Origin of the sequence: Chromobacterium sphagni (assembly GCF_001855555.1) — a bacterium.
Taxonomy (GTDB): Bacteria; Pseudomonadota; Gammaproteobacteria; order Burkholderiales; family Chromobacteriaceae; genus Chromobacterium; species Chromobacterium sphagni.
The window spans coordinates 12,972-29,629 of the sequence record NZ_MKCT01000049.1; the positions used below are offsets into that span (position 1 = coordinate 12,972).

The following is a 16,658-nucleotide window of genomic DNA, read 5'->3' on the forward strand; positions in this document are numbered from 1 at the left end:
CGGACACGCGCCAGGACTCAGAAAAACAACAGCGTCATCAGCACGAAGCACGGCATCAGGATGGAGACCGACCACAGCATGTAGCCGAAAAAGCCCGGCATCTTGACATGGCGGTGCTCGGCGATGGCTTTGACCATAAAGTTGGGCGCATTGCCGATATAGGTCATCGCCCCCATGAACACCGCGCCCATCGAGATGGCCAGCAGCGTGCTCGCCAGCGGGCCCATCAGCGTGGCCGCATCGCCGGAAGCCAGGTTGAAGAACACCAGGTAGGTCGGCGCGTTGTCCAGGAAGCTGGACAGGATGCCGGTCATCCAGAAGTACATGCCGTCCAGCGGCTTGCCGTCCGGGCCGGACACCGTCTGCACCAGGCCGGCCAGGTCGCCGTGGACGCCGGCGCGCAGGATGGCGATCACCGGCACGATGGTGATGAAGATGCCGGCGAACAACTTGCCTACCTCCAGAATGGGCAGCCAGTTGAACTCGTTGCCGGCGCGCACCTGCTTGGGCGTGATCCACAGCGAGACGAAGGCCAGCAGCAGCAGGATGACGTCGCGCAGCAGGTTCTGCAGCTCCAGATGGGCTCCGGGCAGCTCCAAGACGATGCCGGGTTGCCACAGGCCGGACATCAGCACCGCCGCCACCACCCCGGCCAGCAGCCAGAAGTTGCGCTTGCCGTACAGCTTGAGCGGCTTGTCGTGGCTGCGGTCCACCGGCTTGAGCGTGCCCTCCTTCGCTTCCTGCGCATACAGGTGGCGGTCGAGGAAATAGAATACCGTCAATAACAACACCGCCAGCGTCGACACCGGCAACAGCATGTGCTGGAAGGTCCAGCCGAAAGTCACGCCCTTAAGAAAGCCGAGGAACAGCGGTGGATCGCCCAGCGGCGTCAGGCCGCCGCCGACGTTGGCCACCAGGAAAATGAAGAACACCACCACGTGCACATTGCGCTGGCGGCCTTCGTTGGCCTTGAGCAGCGGGCGGATCAGCAGCATCGCCGCTCCGGTGGTGCCCATGATGGATGCCAGCAGCGTGCCGATGGCCAGCATGGCGGTGTTCAGCCGGGGGGAGCCGTGCAAGGAGCCCCACACCAGGATGCCGCCGGACACGGTGTACAGCGCGAAGAGCAGCATGATGAAGGGGACGTATTCGGTCAGCAGCGCGTGCAGCACCAGCGTGGCGGCGTGGCCCAGGCCAAAGGAGACGGCGAACGGCGCCAGGAACAATACGGTCCAGGCGGCGGTGATCTTGCCGAAGTGATGATGCCAGACGCCGGGGGCCAGCATGGGAAACAGCGCGATGGACAACAGGATGCCGGCAAACGGCACGCCCCAGACCAGTCCCATCGCGGCCCCATCCATATCCGCCGCCTGCGCGAGCGCCGGCAGCATGGACAAGGCCGCCATGCCAAGTAATTTCTTATTCATCAGTCCTTCCCGCGGGCATGCGCCCATAAACAAAAACGCAGCGTCAAGCTGCCAGAACATTCCCGGTTGTATTGTCGGCACGGGCCGGGCTCCGGATGCCGGCCTGTGGCATAGGCGCCGCCTGGCGGCGCCTGCGGGCTTAGCGGTTGCCCCTCTGGATGAACTCTATCTTGTAGCCATCCGGATCCTCGATGAAGGCGATCACCGTGGTGCCGTGCTTCATCGGGCCGGCTTCGCGCGTCACCTTGCCGCCCTTGGCGCGCGCCATGTCACAAGCGGCGTAGGCATCGTCCACTTCGATGGCGATATGGCCATAGCCATTGCCCAGCTCGTAGGATTCGGTGTCCCAGTTGTGGGTCAGCTCCAGCACGGTGTGGTCGGCCTCGTCGCCGTAGCCGACGAAAGCCAGCGTGAAGCGGCCTTCCGGAAAGTCGGAACGGCGCAGCAGTTTCATGCCGAGTACTTCCTGATAGAACGATAAGGAGCGCTCAAGGTTCCCGACGCGCAGCATGGTATGGAGCATTCGCATAATCAATATCCTCGAAAATCAGTCAAAAGCAAACAAGGCGCCGCCATGTTGGCGCAGCCAGCGGCGGGCTTCGCGCCAGGCGGGGTAGAGACGCTCGGTCTCCGCCCAAAACGCCGGGGAATGGTTCATGTGTTGCAGATGGGCCAGTTCATGGGCAATCACGTAGTCGATCACCGCCAGCGGCGCCTGCATCAGCCGCCAGTTCAGCCGTATCCGGCCATCGGCGCTGCAGCTGCCCCAGCGGGTGCGGGCGGACGACAATTGCAGCTGGGCGGGCGGACGCGGGCAGCGCGCCGCCAACAGCGCCAGGCGGCTGGGAAACAGCGTAGCCGCCTCGCGTTTCAGAAATTTGGCCAGAACGGTCTTCAAACCCTCCCGGTCGTCCGCAGCCACGCCGCCCACCACCAGCGCGTCGGGACCGCGGCGCACCGTCCTGCGCTGGCCGCCAGCCAGTTGCAGCGGCAGCGCGTCGCCCAACAGGGTCAGATGGGTGAGCTCGACCCCTGCCGCCAGTTGGCTGCGCTGGCGCAGCACATGGCCGATTATCCAGTCGCGGCGCAGCTCCAGCACCTGGTGCAAGCGCTGTTGGCTGACCCCGGGCGCGGCGATCAGCTCCACCACGCCGCCATGCACCTTGATGCCTATGCTCTTGCGCGCGCGGCGGGTGAGCAGCACCGGCGCCTCGCCGTCAGGCAGAGGCAGGCGGTGCCAAACGCTGGCGTTTTTCATCTGGGTGGGCAAAGGGGCCGACTCCGCCTATCAGGCGCTGCTGCGACTCGATCCAGGCTTCGGCCTCCGCCATCATGGCTTCCGGGCCGACCGCCTCGCTCGGATAGATAGGTGGGCCGATCACCACGGTGATTTCGCCCGGGTACTTGAGAAAAGCGTTGCGCGGCCAGAACTCGCCGGCATTGTGCGCCACCGGAGACATCGGCATGTCGAACTGCTTGGCCATGCGCGCCGCGCCCAGCTTGTACTTGCCCGGCATGCCAGGCTTGGTGCGGGTGCCCTCCGGAAACACCGTGATCCAGAAGCCGTGGCGCTTGCGCTCCAGCCCCTGCTGCAGCAGGCGCTGGTTGGAGCGGGAGCGATCGGAGCGGTTGATGATGATGGGGTTCATCAGCACCAGGCCCCAGCCGAAGACGGGAATCCAGGTCAGCTCGCGCTTGGCCACGTACACCTGCCAGGGAAAGATCTTCTGCAATGCCAGCGTCTCCCAGCCCGACTGGTGCTTCGATGTGATCACCGACGGCTCCGACGGGATATTTTCGCGGCCGACGACCTTGTATTTCAGACCGACCACATGCTCCAGCGTCCACAGCAAGGACTTCGCCCAGGTGACCCCCAGCACATGGCGGCTGCGGCGCGGCAAGGGCGCGGCCAGAAACAGCAGCAGGAAGAACAGCGGCGTGACGATGCACAACACCAGCCAGTACAGCAGATTGCGTATCCATAGACTGATCATGCTTGCAGTTTCTACCTCAATGGTGATTGATCAGATGCTCGGCGGCATCATACAAATCGTTGAAGACCAAGGTGCTTTCCGGCAGGTTGCCGGCCGCCAGCGTCTTGACGCCCTTGCCGGTTTTCACCAGCATAGGCTGGCCGCCTACCGCGGCGATGGCTTCCAGGTCGCGCAGGCTGTCGCCTATCAGCGGCAGGCCTTCCAGCTTGACGTTGAAACGCTCGGCGATCTCGAGCACCATGCCGGGCAGCGGCTTGCGGCATTCGCAGCCGTGATCCGCCGCGTGCGGACAGAACACCACCGCGTCGATGCGGCCGCCGGCCTGGTTCACCAGCCGGTGCATCTTCTCGTGCATGGCGTTGAGCGCGTGCACGTCGAACAGGCCGCGGGCGATGCCGGACTGGTTGGTGGCCACCACCACCCGCCAGCCCGACTGGGTCAGGTTGGCGATGGCTTCCAGGCTGTGCTCAATCGGCACCCATTCCACGCTGTTCTTGACGAAATCGTCGCGATCCTGGTTGATCACGCCGTCACGGTCGAGAATGACTAGTTTCACGCTTCCCCCATTTAACAGTAGGGCGCAAGCCCCGGAGGGGCCTTCCGCCCTATCCTCACTCGGCCAGCAGCGAAATGTCGGCCACGCGGTTGAACAGCTCGGCCAGCCGCGCCAAGAGCGCGATGCGGTTGGCGCGCACCGCGGCGTCTTCCGCCATCACCATCACGCCGTCGAAGAAGGCGTCTACCGGCGCCTTCAAGCTGGACAGCTGCGCCAGCGCGGCGGCGAAGTCGTGCGCGGCGAACTTGGCGTCCACCGCCGGCGCCAGCGTTTCCACCGCGTCGAACAGCGCGCGCTCGGCGTCCTCGGCGAACAGCGCCGGATTCACCGCCGTGATCCCGCCCTCGGCCTTCTTCAGGATGTTCTTCACCCGCTTGTTGGCGGCGGCCAGCGCGGCCGCTTCCGGCAACGCCTTGAACTGCGCCACCGCGGCCAGCACCGCGCGCACCTCGGACAGGCGGCTGGGCGCCTGCGCCAGCACGGCGTCGATCTCGTCGCCCTTGCAATCGGCGGCCAGGAAGTTTTTCAGACGGTCCATCATGAAACCGTAGACCTCGTCGGCGACCTTGACCGACAGCTTGTCCGCCGGGAAGGCGGCGGCAACGATGACCAGCAGCGCTTTCAGGTCCAGGTCGGCCTCCAGCGCCATCCGCACCACGCCCAGCGCGGCGCGGCGCAGCGCGAACGGATCCTTGTCGCCGGTCGGCACCAGCCCTATGCCCCAAATGCCGATGATGGTTTCCAGCTTGTCGGCCAGCGCGACGGCGGTGGCGATCTTGCCCTGCGGCAGCGTGTCGCCGGCGAAGCGCGGGTGGTAGTGGCCCTCGATGGCGGCCGACACTTCCGGGTGCTCGCCGTCGTGCTGGGCGTAGTACATGCCCATGATGCCCTGCAGCTCGGGGAACTCGCCCACCATGTCGGACACCAGGTCGGCCTTGGCCAGGTAGGCGGCGCGGGCGGCCAGCGCGGCGTCGGCGCCCAGCTCATGAGCGATGGCGCCGGCTATGCTCTGCAGACGCTCCACGCGCTCCAGCTGCGAGCCTATCTTGTTGTGGTACACCACGTTGGCCAGCCGCGGCAGGCGGCTGTCCAGGCGAACCTTCTGGTCTTGCTCGAAGAAGAACTTGGCGTCGGACAGACGGGCGCGCAGCACGCGCTCGTTGCCGCCGATGACGAAGGACGGGTCCTGCGGGTCGATGTTGGACACCAGAAGGAAGCGATTCATCAGCTTGCCGCTCTTGTCCAGCAGCGGGAAGTACTTCTGGTTCTGCTGCATGGTCAGGATCAGGCATTCCTGCGGCACTTGCAGGAATTCGGCTTCGAAGCCGGCTTCCATCACCACCGGCCATTCCACCAGGCTGGTCACTTCGTCGAACAGCGCGTCCGGCGCGGCGATGGTGGCGTTCAGGCGGGCGGCGGCCTCGTTCAGTTTGTGGCCGATCAGTTCGCGGCGGGCGGCGAAGCTGGCGATAACCTTGCCGTCCTCATGCAGCGTTCGGGCGTAGGCGTCGGCGTTGGCGACGCTCACCTCGCCCTGCGACAGGAAGCGGTGTCCGCGGGTGGTCTTGCCGCTTTTGAGGCCCAGCACTTCGCCGTCGATCACGGTTTCGCCGTGCAGCATGATCAGGCCATGCACCGGACGGACGAACTGCACGTCCAGATTGCCCCAGCGCATCAGCTTGGGCGCGGGCAGCTTCTTCAGCGCCAGCGCCACCACGTCGGCCAGCCGCGCGGACAGCGCTTCGCCGGTCTTGGTGCTGGAATAGGCGTACACATCCTGCTTGCCGTTGGTGACAACGGCGAGGTCGGACACTTCGACGCCGCAGGAGCGGGCGAAACCGGCCAGCGCCGGAGTCGGTTGGCCGTCCTTCATGCCGGCCGCCACCGCGGGCCCCTGGCGGGTGATGCTCTGGTCAGGCTGTACCGACAACACCTGCGGCAGCTGCACCGCCAGGCGGCGCGGCGACGCGTACGCCACCGCCTCGGCATCGGCGGCGATGAACTGCATCTTTTTCAGTTCTTCGGTAATGGTCTGGGCAAAACTGGCTGCCAGACGCGGCAGGGCCTTGGGCGGCAGCTCCTCGGTCAGGAGTTCTATCAGCAGGGTGGCGTTCATTATCTTCATTTCAATTATTTTGGGGAGCTGCGCCGGCCGCCTCGCAGATCACCTTCATCATGGCGTGGGCGACCGAATCCTCGTTCACCGGCTGCCACGTCCAGGCGTAGCGCGGCACCGGGAACATGGTGGAAAACAGGTGTTTGTTGTTCCGGTCGAAATACTCGGAACCGACAAACACATACTGGTACTGCCTGCAATCGGCGTAGCCTGTGGTGCGCCGGATATTGAAATGCAGGCGGTAGGACTTTTCGTAACGCGGCTGGCCGAAGCGCTCCTGATTGATGAAATGCACCAATCCGTCCTTGCCCAGCCACAGGGAGTTGCCGTCTATCGCCAGTTGCAGCGACTGGCCGTCCTGATACACCACCCAGTCGGCGGGCTGCTCGGCCCAGGCTGGCAGGCCGCAGCTCAGCAATATCGCAAGACAGGCTTTCATCGTCCACTCCCGGGGCAAACCGGCCAACGCCGGCCTTACCAGCATAGGCAATGCCAGTAAGACCTCGTCAGTCCTTGCTGCACATCGGGAAGCCCAGCGCCTCGCGGGCGTCGTAATAAGCCTGGGCCACGCCGCGCGACAGCGTGCGGATGCGGCCGATGTAGGCGGCGCGTTCGGTCACCGAGATCGAGCCGCGCGCATCCAGCAGGTTGAAGGTGTGGCCGGCCTTCAGGATCATCTCGTAGGCAGGCAGCGGCAGGCTGGCATCCAGCAGCTTCTTGGCTTCGGCTTCGTAATCGTTGAACTGGCGGAACAGCAGCTCGACATTGCTGTGCTCGAAAGCGTAGCGGGACTGCTCCACTTCGTTCTGATAGAACACGTTGCCGTAGGTCACCGGCTGGCCATCCGGCAGATGGGTCCAGATCAGGTCGTAGACGTTTTCCACGCCCTGGATATACATCGCCAGCCGCTCCAGGCCGTAGGTGATCTCGCCCAGCACCGGCTTGCAATCCAAGCCGCCCACCTGCTGGAAATAGGTGAACTGCGTCACTTCCATGCCGTTCAGCCACACTTCCCAGCCCAGGCCCCAGGAGCCCAGCGTCGGGTTTTCCCAGTCGTCCTCGACAAAGCGGATATCCTGCTGGGTCGGGTCCAGGCCCAGTTCCTTCAGGGAGCCCAGATACAGCTCCTGGATATTGGCCGGCGCCGGCTTGAGCACCACCTGGAACTGGTGGTGCTGGAACAGGCGGTTGGGGTTTTCGCCGTAGCGGCCGTCCTTGGGGCGGCGGCTGGGCTGCACGTAAGCGGCGTTCCACGGCTCCGGCCCCAGCGCGCGCAGGAAGGTGGCGGTGTGCGAGGTACCCGCGCCCACTTCGGTATCGTACGGCTGCAGCAGCGCGCAGCCTTGGCGGTTCCAATAGTGCTGGAGCGTGAGGATGATTTCCTGGAAGGTAAGCATAAACGTGGCGGTAAAAGAAGAAGTAAACGCCGATTCTACCGCCTAGCGCCGCCGGCGCAAAGCCGGGCCGTCCCGACTAGCGATGGAAAGCGCCAGACGGCGCCCCTTCTCCAGGCAATCCGGCAGCGACGCCCCATCCAGCCAATTGACGCAAAGATGCAGTCCCCGCTCGGCCCATGGCGCGAAGGCGGCGCGCAGCTCGCCCTGCACCGCCGTCCCCTGCGGCAAGGCTGTCGGCCAGCGGGTAAGCCGCTGAACCAGTGGCCGCTCGCGCAGGCCGAACAGCCGCTCCAGCTCGCGGTTGAGCAGAGCCAGCAACGCCTCGTCATCCAGCGCCATCAGCCCGGCCTGGCGCCGGCCGCCGATGAAGCTGGTCAATAGCCGCTCGCCCGGCCGGCAGACATGCGGATAGAGATTGCTGCTCATCAGATGGCCCAGCGCCAGCGCGGCTTCGCTGCCGGGATGCAGGCCGCCGAAGCCCGGCAGCGGGCGGGCCAGCGCGCTGGCCCGCACCAGGGTGGACGCCACCGCCACCGGCGCGTACGGCACCCTTAGGCAAAGCGCGGCCGGCTTCGGCGCCAGCGGCTGCAACAAAACGGCGGCCCGGTCGGCGGGCAGGGCCAGCACCACCCGGTCAAAGCGCTCCCAGCCCGCCGCCGTGCGCAAGCGCCAGGCTCCGCCGGCGCGCGCCAACTCCAGCACCGGCGAGTCCAGCCTCACCTGCAGATCCTGCGCCAAGCGCCGCGGCAAACTCTGCAAGCCGCCGTCCAAGGTGCAGACGCGCCGGCGGCCGCTCCGGCGATGCGTCCGCAGCAAGGCCCGCCACAACGGCCCCGGCTGCTGCGCGGCGACCGCGAGCGCCGGCAGGGTTTCCGCCAGCAGCAACTCCTCCGGATCGCCGGCGAAGATCCCGCTCACCAGCGGGTCCAGCAGCCGCTCCAGCACTTCCGCGCCAAAGCGCTCCCGACAGAACGCCGCCAGGCTGGCCTGCCCCGCCTGCGGGCCGCCATGCCGCAACAGCCCGGACAACAGGCGGCGCTTGGCCGGCCAGGTCAGAAAATCTCCCGCCAGCAGCGCCAGCGGCCCGCCCGGCAGCCGGCAATATTCCCCCCGCAGCAGCACATGGCGCTGGCCGCAACCCGGCGCCGGCCATAGCGGCGTCAGGCCCAGGCGGGAAAACCATCGGAGCAGCGCCTCGTCCGCCAGCAGGGTGTTCGGCCCGGCCTCGCACAGCATGCCGGCGGACAGCGTGCGCACCTTGCCGCCAACGTCGCCCGAGGATTCGAATACCCGCGCCGACAGGCCCTGCTCCCGCAACCACCAGGCGCAGGACAAGCCGGACACCCCCGCCCCTATCACCGCGATCATGCGCGCTCCAAACCAAGATTGCCCGGCGCCGATTATCCCGGCCATCCCGCCCACGCTCCATGATGACCATCAAATGGAAGCCTTCGCGCCACAAAACCGTCCCCTCCCCGATCCGCGCCGGACTATACCAAGAACACAGAGATAATCCGATCCCGGACGAGATCCACAGATGGCGCACGAAATCCGCATGAAAACCAAGCTGATCCTGCTAGGCCTGATCAATCTGGCCATCTTGCTGCTGCTGACAGGAGCCGGCGTCTACCAGCTGTCCGCCATGAGCGGCGACATGGAATGGCAACTGAACCACGTCACCCGGCAAAGCCGGATCAACCGCAGCGTGCAACTGGCCAATCTGCGCTTCAAGATCCAGGTGCAAGACTGGAAGGACATCCTGCTGCGCGGCAACAACCCCGCCGATTACAGCCGCTATCTCGAAGCCTTCCAAACCGAAGGGCGCGCAGTGGAACAGCAGCTGGAGCAGGCCGCCAGCCTGCTGCAGGACAGCGGCCAGGACCGCGCGGCCGTGGACGCCATCCTGCAGCAGCACCGCCAGATGGATGGCCGCTACCGCGCCGCTCTGGCCGCCTTCCATCAGAACGACCACCTGTCCGGCCAGAGCGTGGACCGCCAAGTCAAGGGCATGGACCGCGATATGACCGAACAGCTGCTCAAGGCCAGCGACGGCATCCAGGACGCGTTCGAACAACTACTGCGGGACCAGATAGCCGAATCGCGGCGCCACTACCGGGAAGCGCGGCTCTGGTTTGCCGCCGCCGCGCTGCTCAGCCTGGCCATGCTGGCCGCCGCCATCGCTTACATCGGCCGCAGCCTGTTCCTGCAGGTGGGCGGCGAGCCGGCCGAGGTGGCCGCCATCGCCAAGCAGGTGGCTGGCGGCGACCTGACCATCAAGGTGGAGCCGCGCCCCGGCGACGACATCAGCATCCTGGCGGCGATGGCGCAGATGGTGCGGCAGCTGACCGGCGTGATAGCTGAGCTGGAGCGGAATGCCGAAGCGCTGAACCTGACCTCGGAAGAAGTCTCCGCATCGGCGCAGGCGCTGAGCCAGAGCGCCTCGCAACAGGCGGCCAGCCTGGAGGAGACCAGCGCCTCGGTGGAGGAGATCACCGCCACGGTGGCGCAGAACTCCGACAACGCCCACATCACCAACGAAATGGCGGGCAAGGCTACGGCGGACGCCGGCCTGGGCAGCCAGGCGGTGGGCCAGACCGTGCTGGCGATACGGGAAATCGCGCGCCAGATCGAAATCATCGACGACATCGCCTACCAGACCAATCTGCTGGCGCTCAACGCCGCCATCGAGGCGGCGCATGCCGGCAAGCAGGGCAAGGGTTTCACCGTGGTGGCGGCCGAAGTGAGGAAGTTGGCCGAGCACTGCCAGACGGCCGCGCGCGACATCGGCAAGCTGGCCGACGACAGCGTGGGCCTGGCCGAACAGGCCGGCGGGCTGCTGCAGCAGATGCTGCCCTCCATCCGCAAGACAGCGGACCTGGTGCAGGAAATCACCATGGCGTCGCAGGAGCAGAGCGAGGGGCTGATGCAGATCAATACCGCGGTTTGCCAGCTTTCCATGGCCACCCAGCTGAATGCCTCCACCTCCGAGCAACTGTCCGCCACCGCCGACCAGCTCAACCATCAGGCGCTGCGGCTGAAACAGATGATGGCGTTCTTCAAGACCCGTCAGGCGACGGGCACGCTGCCGTTCCGGCCCTGAGCCTGCGCCGCAAAGCAAAACGGCTCCCACCGGGGAGCCGTTCGCGTGGCGCAGCCGGGAGCCGGATCAGCTCCAGTCCAGGATCACCTTGCCGCTCTGGCCGGACAGCATGGCGGCGAAACCGGCCTCGAAATCGTCCACCTTGAAGTGATGGGTGACGATAGGAGTGATGTCCAGGCCGGACTGGATCAGCGCCACCATCTTGTACCAGGTCTCGAACATCTCGCGGCCGTAGATGCCCTTGATTTCCAGGCCTTTGAAGATCACTTGGTTCCAGTCGATGGCGGTATTGGACGGCGGGATGCCCAGCAGCGCCACCTTGCCGCCGTGGTTCATCGTCTCCAGCATCTGGCGGAAGGCCTGCGGGTTGCCGGACATCTCCAGGCCCACGTCGAAGCCCTCGGACATCTTCAGCTCTTCCATCACCGCCTTCAGGTCCTGCTTGGCGACGTTGACGGCGCGGGTGGCGCCCATCTTCTTCGCCAGTTCCAGCCGGTAGTCGTTGACGTCGGTGATGACGACATGGCGCGCGCCGACGTGCCTGGCGATGGCCACCGCCATGATGCCGATGGGGCCGGCGCCGGTGATCAGCACGTCCTCGCCCACCAGGTTGAAGCTCAGCGCGGTGTGCACGGCGTTGCCGAACGGGTCGAAGATCGACGCCAGATCGTCGGAAATGTCGTCCGGGATCGGGAAGGCGTTGAAGGCCGGGATCACCAGGTATTCGGCGAACGCGCCTTCGCGGTTGACGCCCACGCCGGTGGTATTGCGGCACAGGTGGCGGCGGCCGGCGCGGCAATTGCGGCAGTGGCCGCAGGTGATGTGGCCTTCGCCGGACACCCGCTGGCCGATCTGAAAGCCCTGCACTTCCGAGCCCATGCCGGCCACCACGCCGACGTATTCGTGACCGACGTGCATCGGCACCGGAATGGTCTTCTGCGCCCACTCGTCCCAGTTCCAGATGTGGATGTCGGTGCCGCAGATGGCAGTCTTGGAAATCTTGATCAACAGATCGTTATGGCCGACTTCCGGCATGGCCACATCGGTCATCGAAAGACCGGGAGCGGCCTTGAGTTTGGCTAGCGCCTTCATGATTCGCTTATCCTTGCCCGCCGCGCCGGGCACCGGCCCCGCGCGGCGGCTGATGCATTAATTGGAGATGACGCCCAGTTCGCGGCCCACCTTGATGAAGGCGGCCACCGCGCGCAGCACCTGCTCTTCGCTGTGCGCCGCGGACATCTGGGTACGGATGCGCGCCTTGCCCTTGGGCACCACCGGGTAGGAGAAGCCGATCACGTACACGCCCTCCTTCAGCAACCTGGCGGCCATCTCGCCGGCCAGGCGGGCGTCGCCCAGCATCACCGGCACGATCGGGTGTTCGCCCGGCACCAAGGTGAAGCCGGCGGCGGCCATTTCCTTGCGGAACAGCTCGGCGTTGCGGCGCACCTTGGCGCGCAATTCGCTGCCTTCGCCGCTCTTCAAGATGTTCAGCACTTCCACGCTGGCGGCGGCGATGGCCGGAGCCAGCGTGTTGGAGAACAGATAGGGGCGCGAGCGCTGGCGCAGCAAATCGACGATGGGCTGGCGCGCGGCGACATAGCCGCCGGACGCGCCGCCCAGCGCCTTGCCCAGCGTGCCGGTGTAGATATCGACGCGGTCGGCCACGCCGCACAGCTCCGGCGTGCCGGCGCCGTGTTCGCCGATGAAGCCCACCGCGTGGGAATCATCCACCATCACGATGGCGCCGTGGCGGTCGGCCACTTCGCACAGGCCCTTGAGGTTGGCGATGATGCCGTCCATCGAGAACACGCCGTCGGTGACGATCAGCTTGAAGCGGGCGCCGGCAGCCTCGGCGGCCACCAGTTGCGCCTCCAGGTCGGCCATATCGTTGTTCTTGTAGCGGAAGCGCTTGGCCTTGGACAGGCGCACGCCGTCGATGATGGAAGCGTGATTGAGCTCGTCCGAGATCACCGCGTCCTCTTCGCCCAGCAGGGTTTCGAACACGCCGCCGTTGGCGTCGAAACAGCTGGAGTAAAGAATGGTATCGTCGGTGCCCAGGAAGTCGGAAACGGCCTTTTCCAGCTGCTTGTGGATGGTTTGCGTGCCGCAGATGAAGCGCACCGAGGCGCAGCCGTAGCCATATTCGTCCATGCCGGCCTTGGCGGCCAGCACCAGCCGCTTGTCGTCGGCCAGGCCCAGGTAGTTGTTGGCGCAGAAGTTCAGCACCTTCTCGCCGCCGGCCAGCGCGATGCCGGCGCTCTGCGGCGTGGCGATCACGCGTTCCGGTTTCTCGTAGCCGTCGGCCCGGATCTGCGCCAGCGTGGCTTGCAGGTGGGCAAGGTAAGTGTGGTTCATAACAGTCCTTGTGATGGGCCGGACGCGGGCATTCCGCCCGCAGCCGGACTGCGTGGCGGCCCGCCCTGTCAGGCAAGCCGCGCCATAAACTGTCGCCATTCTAGCCCAGCCGTCATGCGGCTAGCAGTGACAGTTTTCAGTGTTTTGGCGGCGCGCTGTCACCGTTGTCCGCGGCGGGCGTCCTGGCGTCGCTGGAGGGCGCGTCTTCCTCGTCGTCCTCCCAGCGCAGCGGCACCACGCCGGGCGGCAACTTGATCGGCGGCTCCTTGCGCGCCAGCCTGGCCAGCGTGCCTATCAGCGCGATGGCCGGCGCGGCGATCACCACCACCCAGAACCACGTCGCATGCAGTACATCCATATTCCCGTCCTCAAAAACAAACACCCCTTGCCGCCAGCGCGATCAAGGGGTGTGGCTCATCTCTTCATATTATCAGCGCTGGCGCAACAGGCGGGCGGCATCCATCGCGAAATAGGTGAGAATGCCGTCGGCGCCGGCGCGCTTGAACGCCAGCAGGCTTTCCATCATGCACTTTTCCTCGTTCAGCCAGCCGTTCTGGAACGCCGCTTTCAGCATCGCGTACTCGCCGGACACCTGGTAGGCGAAGGTGGGCACGCGGAAGATGTCCTTGACGCGGCGGATCACGTCCAGATACGGCATGCCCGGCTTGATCATCACCATGTCGGCGCCCTCCTCCAAGTCCTGCGCCACTTCCTGGATGGCCTCGTCGATATTGCCCGGGTCCATCTGGTAGCTGTTCTTGTCGGCCTTGCCCAGATTGGCCGACGAGCCCAGCGCGTCGCGGAACGGGCCGTAGAAGCCGGACGAATACTTGGCGGAATAAGCCAGGATCTTGGTGTGGATGTAGCCCTCTTCCTCAAACGCCTCGCGGATGGCGCCGATGCGGCCGTCCATCATGTCCGACGGGCCGAACACGTCCACCCCAGCCTCGGCGTGGCACAGGCCCTGCTTCACCAGGATCTCGGTGGTTTCGTCGTTCAGCACGTAGCCCTTGGCGTCCAGCACGCCGTCCTGGCCGTGGATGGTGTACGGATCCAACGCGCCGTCGGTCATCACGCCCAGCTCCGGGAAGCGTTTTTTTCAGCTCGCGCACCACGCGCGGCACCAGGCCTTCCGGGTTGTAGGCCTCGCTGCCCTCGTTGTCCTTGGCGCCGGTGATCACCGGAAACAGCGACAACATCGGAATGCCCAACTCCAACGCCTCTTCCGCCACGTGGAGCAACTTGTCCAGCGTCAGCCTCGGCGCGCCCGGCATCGACGGCACATCCACCTGCTGATTGCTGCCCTCCATCACGAACACCGGATAGATCAGGTCGTTGGCGGTCAGCACGTTCTCGCGCATCAGGCGGCGGCTGAATTCATCCTTGCGCATCCGGCGCATGCGGGTAGCTGGGAAATAGCGATTAGCAAAAATCATGGCAACAGGCCCCCTAAAAAGACATTGGCAATTGTACGCCGATTCTTTCCAGGCAGGCAGCGTCGCGGGTGGTTGGCGGAGGGTTTTGCATTGATCGACGGCGGCCGCCACACCCGCGTGGCACGGGAAGCGCCGAAGCCGCCAGCGCCAAACCACAGAACCAGCTAGCGGGCAATTCGAGAAAACCAAGTCTGCTCCCTATTTTCTTTGGGCGCTGTTGCATAAATTTTTATAATCTCTAAATTTTTAGTTGCAGCCGACGCAGGAAAAGACTCTCCAGTAAAATCAATCACATAACCACCATGAAACTCATTGCTGCTTAAAGTAAAATAATTTGCATTCCCATCCTCGCCATCAGTTAAAAATGGCAAATACATTCCACGAGAAAAATAAACAGAAATTTCTTTTTAAATAATCATCATCTCGCACTTCTGCAACGGAAAAAATATCATCACATTTAACGAGCAATTGAATAGCATCAATCACATCTTTTTCGCAACCATCAACCGTTAGCGGCAAATATTTTTCCTTACCATTCTGAAAATAAAAACCACCAATCTTCATAATAAATCTCACTTTTTAACTTTGATAGAAGTCATGCCGGGCTGCCAAACATATGCTATTGGGTTTCCATACTTATCAACAGCATTAATTGTTAGTGAGTTGAGCTGTGCATTTTGTGCGGCAGTTGCAATATCTTTCATGCAGTACGTACAAACTGGAGCCCCGTTAACGCTCATTGACATATCCTTCCCAATAGTTTGTCTAGCTTTGTATGCTTGCTGTATAGCACCAATCTCAGCATACGCATCAGCCATATTTGCATTCGGATATGGCGAGCCATCGCTCTGCGGGGCTTACTCACCACATTGTCAGAAATCAGTGTGCTCGCATTCGAATCCGCCGCATTTGCCGCTCTGGCCGTTTGGTTCGTATCAACGTAAACCTGTCCATTAACATTTACCTGCGCTGTTACTTTGACATTGTTCATGTTGGTGCCCGCAGCAACCAAAGACTCATTCGACAATTGCTGATTCAGCAACGGGGCAGTCGCTGCATTTTCTGCGCCAGCACTGACTTTCAATCCGGAGTTTGCAGAAGCTCCTGCTTAATAAAAAGCCTCGACAGTGCGAGGCTTTTTAGCTACTTCAATTCATATGTAAATCTATCCACCCAGCCATATCGTTCATCCTGCCGCCTTGCTTCTTCAAATATTTGAATGATTAAATTAAAGTCATTACCTAAACCAATCTTTGAGGCTTCTGAATTTTCCCATACGAGATGGCATGGTCTTTCAACCCCTGTACTTAGCACATCTCGAAGCGCATGAAAATTTTTGCCGTAATAATCTTCAATGCCAAGCAGCTTTGAAAATGCACAATGAAATTCACTAACAGTTTGCACCTTGGCGCCATCAAAAAATAACTTCATATTATTTCCACCTCCCAATAGATGTGACTGTATTGTAATGGTCAGTGGTGATATATAACAGACCATCATTTGAATAAAGCAAGCGCGTTCCAGGTTGATTGCTTCTTGACATTGCATTGCTTAGTCCAATGTCAACCTCCTGCCACGTCCTCCCGGCAGCTTGAGGCAAGCCTGCAATAGGTGGGCTATTATTAAAAACATCCCCGCCAAGTTGCGCCCCAGGATTTGTATTCCCCAATGCTTTACCAGGCATCCAGCCATTCTGAACTGCTTCAGCTTTGGTTACATAATTACTTGGCAATTGTCCTGTCGCGCGCAAGCTATCAACGACCTCGTTTGCAGCCTGCGTAGTTTGCAAGTCCATTTTCAGCCCTGCAGCAGAAGCCGCGTTTGCCATGCCTCCAGATGTAACAGCAGAGTTTGCAGACTCAGCGGCCACCGACGGAGTTTTTGCAGCCCCCCTCCCCTGTTGAGAAGCATCAACAACCTCCCCAACCTTATCTGACACTCCAGACATTGGTCTCACATTATAAGACCCACCCCCTGCCCTCTGGGAGTTTAATAACCCGTACGCTCCTTCAGCAGCAGCATTAAGGATTGGCATCCCAAGCTTATACAATCCATCGGCATCTCCAGTTGTCAGTTGCTTGACGCCTTCACCAAACTCAGTCGCAGATTGCGCAGCAGCAATAGACCTGGCCGCCACACCAATCCCGCCTGGAAGAGTGAAAAGCGCAGGCGTGCCTACTAAGGCTTGCCAGTCATGCTGATCCTTCAAGCTCACTAGGCCTTGAGCATAACCAGTCAATTCAGCCAAATCACCACGGTCTAATCGCGGACCAGAGC

At 62.9% G+C, this 16,658-nt stretch carries 16 protein-coding genes and 4 pseudogenes; 1 reads left to right on the plus strand and 19 read right to left on the minus strand.

Going from position 1 to position 16,658, the window contains the following annotated elements; genetic code table 11:
* Positions 1 to 17 precede the first annotated feature (17 nt).
* The 9 genes from BI344_RS16400 to hemG form a co-directional block, all read right to left on the minus strand.
* The gene (locus BI344_RS16400; protein ID WP_071113946.1) at positions 18 to 1,427 is read right to left on the minus strand and encodes a sodium:proton antiporter; all 1,410 of its coding nucleotides are present in this window, start codon (positions 1,425 to 1,427) and stop codon (positions 18 to 20) included.
* A 139-nt stretch (positions 1,428 to 1,566) separates the two neighbouring features.
* The gene (gene gloA / locus BI344_RS16405) at positions 1,567 to 1,956 is read right to left on the minus strand and encodes a lactoylglutathione lyase (RefSeq protein ID WP_071113947.1); all 390 of its coding nucleotides are present in this window, start codon (positions 1,954 to 1,956) and stop codon (positions 1,567 to 1,569) included.
* Positions 1,957 to 1,974: 18 nt separating this feature from the next.
* Positions 1,975 to 2,685 (minus strand): M48 family metallopeptidase, encoded by a 711-nt coding sequence (locus BI344_RS16410; RefSeq protein ID WP_071113948.1) that lies wholly within the window; start codon positions 2,683 to 2,685, stop codon positions 1,975 to 1,977.
* Positions 2,645 to 3,421, minus strand: coding sequence for a lysophospholipid acyltransferase family protein (locus BI344_RS16415; RefSeq protein ID WP_071113949.1), 777 nt, complete (start codon positions 3,419 to 3,421; stop codon positions 2,645 to 2,647). Before BI344_RS16415 ends, BI344_RS16410 begins: the two co-directional genes overlap by 41 nt.
* Positions 3,422 to 3,437: 16 nt before the next feature.
* Positions 3,438 to 3,977 (minus strand): D-glycero-beta-D-manno-heptose 1,7-bisphosphate 7-phosphatase, encoded by a 540-nt coding sequence (gmhB, locus tag BI344_RS16420; protein WP_071113950.1) that lies wholly within the window; start codon positions 3,975 to 3,977, stop codon positions 3,438 to 3,440.
* A gap of 55 nt (positions 3,978 to 4,032) precedes the next feature.
* Positions 4,033 to 6,093, minus strand: a complete 2,061-nt coding sequence (glyS, locus tag BI344_RS16425; RefSeq protein ID WP_071113951.1) for a glycine--tRNA ligase subunit beta — start codon at positions 6,091 to 6,093, stop codon at positions 4,033 to 4,035.
* A gap of 10 nt (positions 6,094 to 6,103) precedes the next feature.
* Complete coding sequence (locus BI344_RS16430) at positions 6,104 to 6,532, minus strand: surface-adhesin E family protein (RefSeq protein WP_071113952.1); 429 nt, start codon at positions 6,530 to 6,532, stop codon at positions 6,104 to 6,106.
* A gap of 67 nt (positions 6,533 to 6,599) precedes the next feature.
* Entirely contained in the window at positions 6,600 to 7,490 is an 891-nt protein-coding gene (gene glyQ / locus BI344_RS16435; RefSeq protein ID WP_071113953.1) for a glycine--tRNA ligase subunit alpha, read from the minus strand.
* Between the two features lie 42 nt (positions 7,491 to 7,532).
* Entirely contained in the window at positions 7,533 to 8,858 is a 1,326-nt protein-coding gene (gene hemG / locus BI344_RS16440) for a protoporphyrinogen oxidase (RefSeq protein WP_071113954.1), read from the minus strand.
* A 187-nt stretch (positions 8,859 to 9,045) separates the two neighbouring features.
* Here hemG and BI344_RS26325 point away from each other — a divergent pair.
* A pseudogene (locus BI344_RS26325) lies at positions 9,046 to 10,575 on the plus strand (methyl-accepting chemotaxis protein); the annotation flags it as partial.
* 81 nt (positions 10,576 to 10,656) lie between these two features.
* Here BI344_RS26325 and tdh read toward each other — a convergent pair.
* The 10 genes and pseudogenes from tdh to BI344_RS23170 form a co-directional block, all read right to left on the minus strand.
* Positions 10,657 to 11,682 (minus strand): L-threonine 3-dehydrogenase, encoded by a 1,026-nt coding sequence (gene tdh / locus BI344_RS16450; RefSeq protein WP_071113955.1) that lies wholly within the window; start codon positions 11,680 to 11,682, stop codon positions 10,657 to 10,659.
* Between the two features lie 57 nt (positions 11,683 to 11,739).
* Positions 11,740 to 12,945 carry a glycine C-acetyltransferase gene (locus BI344_RS16455; RefSeq protein WP_071113956.1) on the minus strand — a complete coding sequence of 402 codons (1,206 nt, stop codon included), beginning with the start codon at positions 12,943 to 12,945 and terminating at the stop codon, positions 11,740 to 11,742.
* A gap of 136 nt (positions 12,946 to 13,081) precedes the next feature.
* A complete protein-coding gene (locus tag BI344_RS16460) occupies positions 13,082 to 13,303 on the minus strand; it encodes a hypothetical protein (protein ID WP_071113957.1) in 222 nt (73 codons plus the stop codon).
* A gap of 72 nt (positions 13,304 to 13,375) precedes the next feature.
* Positions 13,376 to 14,381 (minus strand): annotated as a pseudogene (hemB, locus tag BI344_RS16465) (porphobilinogen synthase).
* Positions 14,382 to 14,545: 164 nt separating this feature from the next.
* Positions 14,546 to 14,758, minus strand: coding sequence for a hypothetical protein (locus BI344_RS24090; protein ID WP_206600416.1), 213 nt, complete (start codon positions 14,756 to 14,758; stop codon positions 14,546 to 14,548).
* Positions 14,736 to 14,945 carry a hypothetical protein gene (locus BI344_RS24095; RefSeq protein ID WP_139167058.1) on the minus strand — a complete coding sequence of 70 codons (210 nt, stop codon included), beginning with the start codon at positions 14,943 to 14,945 and terminating at the stop codon, positions 14,736 to 14,738. Before BI344_RS24095 ends, BI344_RS24090 begins: the two co-directional genes overlap by 23 nt.
* Before the next feature lie 8 nt (positions 14,946 to 14,953).
* Positions 14,954 to 15,214: pseudogene (locus BI344_RS23160) on the minus strand (cytidine deaminase-like fold-containing protein); the annotation flags it as partial.
* On the minus strand, positions 15,118 to 15,372 hold the full coding sequence (locus BI344_RS26190) for a cytidine deaminase-like fold-containing protein (RefSeq protein WP_420837178.1): 255 nt from the start codon (positions 15,370 to 15,372) through the stop codon (positions 15,118 to 15,120). The gene BI344_RS26190 and the pseudogene BI344_RS23160, both read right to left, overlap by 97 nt.
* A 152-nt stretch (positions 15,373 to 15,524) precedes the next feature.
* Positions 15,525 to 15,812 carry a barstar family protein gene (locus tag BI344_RS23165; protein WP_158021082.1) on the minus strand — a complete coding sequence of 96 codons (288 nt, stop codon included), beginning with the start codon at positions 15,810 to 15,812 and terminating at the stop codon, positions 15,525 to 15,527.
* 1 nt (position 15,813) lies between these two features.
* A pseudogene (locus BI344_RS23170) lies at positions 15,814 to 16,658 on the minus strand (ribonuclease domain-containing protein); the annotation flags it as partial.

What these genes read in the sequence shown, in the direction of transcription:
- BI344_RS16400 (WP_071113946.1), bottom strand. Translation starts at nt 1,427, where the DNA reads ATGAATAAGAAATTACTTGGCATGGCGGCCTTGTCCATGCTGCCGGCG.
- gloA (WP_071113947.1), bottom strand. Translation starts at nt 1,956, where the DNA reads ATGCGAATGCTCCATACCATGCTGCGCGTCGGGAACCTTGAGCGCTCC.
- BI344_RS16410 (WP_071113948.1), bottom strand. Translation starts at nt 2,685, where the DNA reads ATGAAAAACGCCAGCGTTTGGCACCGCCTGCCTCTGCCTGACGGCGAG.
- BI344_RS16415 (WP_071113949.1), bottom strand. Translation starts at nt 3,421, where the DNA reads ATGATCAGTCTATGGATACGCAATCTGCTGTACTGGCTGGTGTTGTGC.
- glyS (WP_071113951.1), bottom strand. Translation starts at nt 6,093, where the DNA reads ATGAACGCCACCCTGCTGATAGAACTCCTGACCGAGGAGCTGCCGCCC.
- BI344_RS16430 (WP_071113952.1), bottom strand. Translation starts at nt 6,532, where the DNA reads ATGAAAGCCTGTCTTGCGATATTGCTGAGCTGCGGCCTGCCAGCCTGG.
- glyQ (WP_071113953.1), bottom strand. Translation starts at nt 7,490, where the DNA reads ATGCTTACCTTCCAGGAAATCATCCTCACGCTCCAGCACTATTGGAAC.
- hemG (WP_071113954.1), bottom strand. Translation starts at nt 8,858, where the DNA reads ATGATCGCGGTGATAGGGGCGGGGGTGTCCGGCTTGTCCTGCGCCTGG.
- tdh (WP_071113955.1), bottom strand. Translation starts at nt 11,682, where the DNA reads ATGAAGGCGCTAGCCAAACTCAAGGCCGCTCCCGGTCTTTCGATGACC.
- BI344_RS16455 (WP_071113956.1), bottom strand. Translation starts at nt 12,945, where the DNA reads ATGAACCACACTTACCTTGCCCACCTGCAAGCCACGCTGGCGCAGATC.
- BI344_RS16460 (WP_071113957.1), bottom strand. Translation starts at nt 13,303, where the DNA reads ATGGATGTACTGCATGCGACGTGGTTCTGGGTGGTGGTGATCGCCGCG.
- BI344_RS24090 (WP_206600416.1), bottom strand. Translation starts at nt 14,758, where the DNA reads ATGTATTTGCCATTTTTAACTGATGGCGAGGATGGGAATGCAAATTAT.
- BI344_RS24095 (WP_139167058.1), bottom strand. Translation starts at nt 14,945, where the DNA reads ATGAAGATTGGTGGTTTTTATTTTCAGAATGGTAAGGAAAAATATTTG.
- BI344_RS26190 (WP_420837178.1), bottom strand. Translation starts at nt 15,372, where the DNA reads ATGAACAATGTCAAAGTAACAGCGCAGGTAAATGTTAATGGACAGGTT.
- BI344_RS23165 (WP_158021082.1), bottom strand. Translation starts at nt 15,812, where the DNA reads ATGAAGTTATTTTTTGATGGCGCCAAGGTGCAAACTGTTAGTGAATTT.